The sequence below is a fragment of the Roseibium sp. genome, from assembly GCF_050301095.1.
Taxonomy (GTDB): Bacteria; Pseudomonadota; Alphaproteobacteria; order Rhizobiales; family Stappiaceae; genus Roseibium.
Genome location: NZ_JBNKYW010000081.1, coordinates 1 through 3,997, shown reverse-complemented (window position 1 = coordinate 3,997; position 3,997 = coordinate 1). Strand labels below are relative to the sequence as shown.

General features: G+C 62.6%; 5 protein-coding genes. All 5 read right to left on the bottom strand.

All coding sequences use genetic code 11. The features are described from left to right. Nucleotides 1–105: 105 nt before the first annotated feature. The gene (locus tag ACQY7U_RS07465) at nt 106–1,050 is read right to left on the bottom strand and encodes a cell envelope biogenesis protein TolA (RefSeq protein WP_428643227.1); all 945 of its coding nucleotides are present in this window, start codon (nt 1,048–1,050) and stop codon (nt 106–108) included. Between the two features lie 6 nt (nt 1,051–1,056). Then, nucleotides 1,057–1,506, bottom strand: coding sequence for a protein TolR (tolR, locus tag ACQY7U_RS07460; protein WP_428643226.1), 450 nt, complete (start codon nt 1,504–1,506; stop codon nt 1,057–1,059). 3 nt (nt 1,507–1,509) lie between these two features. After that, on the bottom strand, nt 1,510–2,217 hold the full coding sequence (gene tolQ, locus ACQY7U_RS07455) for a protein TolQ (protein ID WP_428643225.1): 708 nt from the start codon (nt 2,215–2,217) through the stop codon (nt 1,510–1,512). A gap of 278 nt (nt 2,218–2,495) precedes the next feature. After that, nucleotides 2,496–2,963, bottom strand: a complete 468-nt coding sequence (gene ybgC / locus ACQY7U_RS07450) for a tol-pal system-associated acyl-CoA thioesterase (RefSeq protein ID WP_428643224.1) — start codon at nt 2,961–2,963, stop codon at nt 2,496–2,498. 82 nt (nt 2,964–3,045) lie between these two features. After that, a partial coding sequence (locus tag ACQY7U_RS07445; protein WP_428643223.1) for a methyl-accepting chemotaxis protein occupies nt 3,046–3,997 on the bottom strand: 952 nt, incomplete at its 5' end.

Below are 3,997 nucleotides of genomic sequence, written 5' to 3'. Positions count from 1 at the left end.
AAACAGCCGCAAGACCTTCCAGCGGGCTGAAACAGAACGTTTTTTCAAAACTCCACGCATGAGCAAAACAGCTCCCTTGTCGACAATCGGTCCGGCCCGGCCGGACTATCCCCCGAGCATCTCTCTCGGGTCAAAATTGATGATCACTTCCTGCCAGGCCTCATATTTTGCGACCGGCAGAGAATATGGCTGACAGCGCATGATTGCGCGTACCGCGCTGCTCGCCGCCGCCCGGAAAGCAGGGTTTCCATTGGAGTTCATGACCTCCGGACTGCTTGAAACCTCGCCGTTCTGTGACAGGTTGAACCGAACCCGGACTTTCAGGTCTTCCGCACCGACCGCGCCGACCGGCGGGCTCCAGCACTGTGCGACCTGGCCTCTGAGAGCATCCAGTTCCGACTGGCTCATCCGCACGTTCTCCTGCCCCTTGCGGGAGCCGAGCGAAGCCTGTTCCTGGGACGTCTGACCTGTCTGCTTCGCAGGCTCGACCTTGTTCAGGAGGGCCGCGATCTGCGTGCTGCTGAAATCGTCCTTCGGCGGCTCGGGAGCCCGCTTCGGCGGCGTCGGCTTGGAGCGCGGCGCAACCTTGGTGATGATCGGCTGGGGCGCCGGGGCTGCCTGCTGCTGCGGCACCGGTTCGGGCGCGGGCGCGGGCTCCGCCTTCGGAGCAGGTTCGGGTTCCGGTGCCGGCGCGGGGTCCGGTGCTGGCTCCGGCTCGGCGACCGGTGTCGGTTCGGGCACGGGAGCAGGCGGCGGTGGAGGCGATGGCGTCGGCGGGGCGGGTTGCTCTACCTTGCTTTCACCTGGCTTGTCCGCCGGCTTCGGCAATTCCTCAGACGGTTTCTCGGCAGGCTGTACGGCCGCCACTTCCCGGATCTCGGCTGTTTTTTCCCCGATCCTGAGCTTCGTGAGTTCCTCGATGGGCACCAGTTCGACCGGCAGGGAATCCACGGGCGGCACGGTAAAGCTCTCCGCGTCCGGAAAGGCAATCAAGCCCCAGAGCAAGACGGCCGTGTGACCGGCCAAAGACGCGATGAGACCTGCGCGCATGACGCGTTACGAGTCCCGTTCTTCCAGAGTGACAAGACCAAGTCGTTTGAACCCGGCCGCGTTGATCCGTCCCATGAGCTTCATCATCGTGCCGTAGTCGGCATCCTGGTCACCGCGCACATAGATGCGCTCGTCATAACCGTTGGCCGCGATCGCCTCGAGTTTCGGCACGACTTCGTCGATGGCGATGGGGGTGTCCTGAATGAAAATCTCACCGGCGGAATTCACCGAGATGGTGATCGGCTCCGTATCCCCTTCCAGCGCCTTGGCGCGGGTTTCCGGCAAGTCGATCGGCACCCCGACCGTGAGCAGAGGCGCGGCCACCATGAAGATGATCAGAAGCACGAGCATCACGTCGACCATCGGCGTGACGTTGATCTCGCTCATGGGCGCATGCCGCCGCCGGCGCCGCCCGCGCCGTCCGCCCGATTGTCCGGCTCCGACCTGCATGGCCATGGCTCAGCCCCTCTCGTCGATCTGGCGCGACAGGATCGCCGAGAATTCGTCGGCAAAGCCTTCCATGCGGGACACCGCCTTGCCGACATCGGAGGAGAACTTGTTGTAGGCGATAACCGCAGGGATAGCAGCCAGGAGGCCGAGCGCGGTCGCAAACAGGGCTTCGGCGATGCCCGGCGCGACAACGGCAAGGTTGGTGCTTTCGGAGGCGGCAATGGCCTGGAAGGCGGTCATGATGCCCCAGACCGTGCCGAAGAGGCCGATGAAGGGCGCCGCGGAGCCGACGGTCGCCAGAATGAGCAGGCGGCTTTCCAGCCGGTCCGCCTCGCGCTGAATGGTCACGTCCATTACCCTGTCGATCCGCTGCTGCAGGCTGCCGATGGCAGGCCGCGCGCCCTCGTGGCTGCGTTTCCATTCCCGCATGGCGGCAACGAACAGGGCCGCCATGGAATAGTTCACGCGATTGTGAAGCGTTCCATAGAGTTCTTCGAGGGACTGCCCGGACCAGAACACGGTTTCGAACCGGGTCATCTGCCGCTTGGTGCGCCCCATCAGCATGACCTTGTCGACAATGATCGCCCAACACCACACGGAAGAGGCTATGAGCCCCAGCATGACGATCTTGACGACGACATGCGCCTGCCAGAACAGGGAGAAGAACGAGATGTCGCCTGCGGGCGCTTCCAATGTCGATTGGACAAGTGTTTCCATAAACTCAGTGACCTCTAGGCCGTGTGACGCCGATGTGCTTTCAGGTGTCCGGCATTACCGGCCCGGCAATGCCAGCGTGAGCCGGAATCAGGAGGACGGCCCTTCTAACCTGCCGCCTCTCTGACGTTTGATTTTGTCAAAACTGGGACTTTGCCAAACAAACAAGTCCCTCTCTAAAGGAATCAATTAAGGTTACCGCAAGCTTAACGCGGAATTTTCTTTTTAAAGTGTTTTGCCATGGTCAAGGGACGGGCGGCGGCAACTTGGCCTCAAGTGGTTCAATCCATGGGCCTTTCGTCCGGCATATGGGCAAGAAGTTTGTCCGCCAGAATTTGCGGCAGCCGGGTCGGGCGGCCCTCTGAGGTGATCACGGCAACGGTAACGTCCGCGAATACCAGCAACTCGCCGTCCCGATAGATCCGCTGATCCAGCCGGACCCGGGCGCCCCTGTATTCGGCAAGGCCGGTACGCACTTCCAGAATGTCGTCGATCCGGGCAGGCTTGCGGAAGTCGAGGGTCATGGTGCGCACGGCAAAGGCAAGGGACACACCGTGGTCTCCGTCTGCCAGTTCCTTGTGGTGAATGCCGATCAGGCGCAGGAAGTCCGAACGGGCGCGTTCGAAGAAACGCACATAGGCCCCGTGATAGACAATGCCCGTGAAGTCCGTGTCCTCGTAATAGACCCGCACGGGAAGTACATGGCTTTCCGCGTCCAGGCGTCCCGCCAGATCCGGCCACTCAGTCACGGCATTTTCCTCTTGCAAAAATTTTGGGCCTCCCGGCCGTCTGACCGGAAGGCCCATTCCCTGGAAGTAATTATGCCTGCAATCAGGCGGCCGCAACCTCGGAGAGGAATTTCTCGACGGAAGCCCGCAGGTGTTCGGCCTGCTGCTTCATCTCGATGGTCGCGGTCAGCATGTCGCCGACGGCAGCGGAGTTTTCCGCAACGCCCTCGTTCAGCGAGGCCACGGTTTCGGCCACGCTGCGCGTGCCGTCGGCGGCTTCCGCAACATTACGCGAGATCTCGCCGGTCGCAGCGCCTTGCTGCTGTACGGCGCCGGCGATCGTGGTTGTATAGGAATTGACCTCCTCGACGGATTCCGACACCCGGCCGATCTCGTCGACCGCCTCGGTCGTGGAGGCCTGAATGGCCGCGATCTGCGCCGAGATTTCCTCCGTTGCCTTGGCGGTCTGGCCGGCCAGCGACTTGACCTCCGAGGCGACGACCGCAAAGCCCTTGCCGGCATCGACCGCGCGGGCGGCATCAATGGTGGCGTTGAGGGCCAGGAGGTTGGTCTGTTCGGCGATTTCGGAAATCAGCGAGACCACGTCGCCGATCTTGTTGGCGGCTTCCGCCAGACCGGAAATCTTGGTGTTCGAACTTTGCGCCGCCGTGGTGGTGCGGGCGACGATGGACGCTGTGGTCTCGACCTGCCGGGAGATCTCCGAGATGGAGGCGTTCAGCTCCTCGGTCGCGGAAGCCACCGCCTGTACGTTGGAGGAGGCGTTCTCCGAAGTCGCCACCGCCGTTTGCCCCTGCTCGGAGGCCGAATTGGAGCGCTCGTTGAGCGCGGAAGAGACTTCCTCGACGCGGGCGATGTTGGTTTCCACCAGCTCCAGCACCGTCTGGGCTTCGGAGCGGAAGGCCGCGATCAGCGAGTCGATCAGCTTCTCGCGTTTTTCGCGGGCGATATGGCCCACCTTCCGTTCGGCCGCGAGCCGTTCGCGTTCGACGGAGCTTTCCTTGAAGACCTCGATGCAACGGGCCATGCGGCCGATT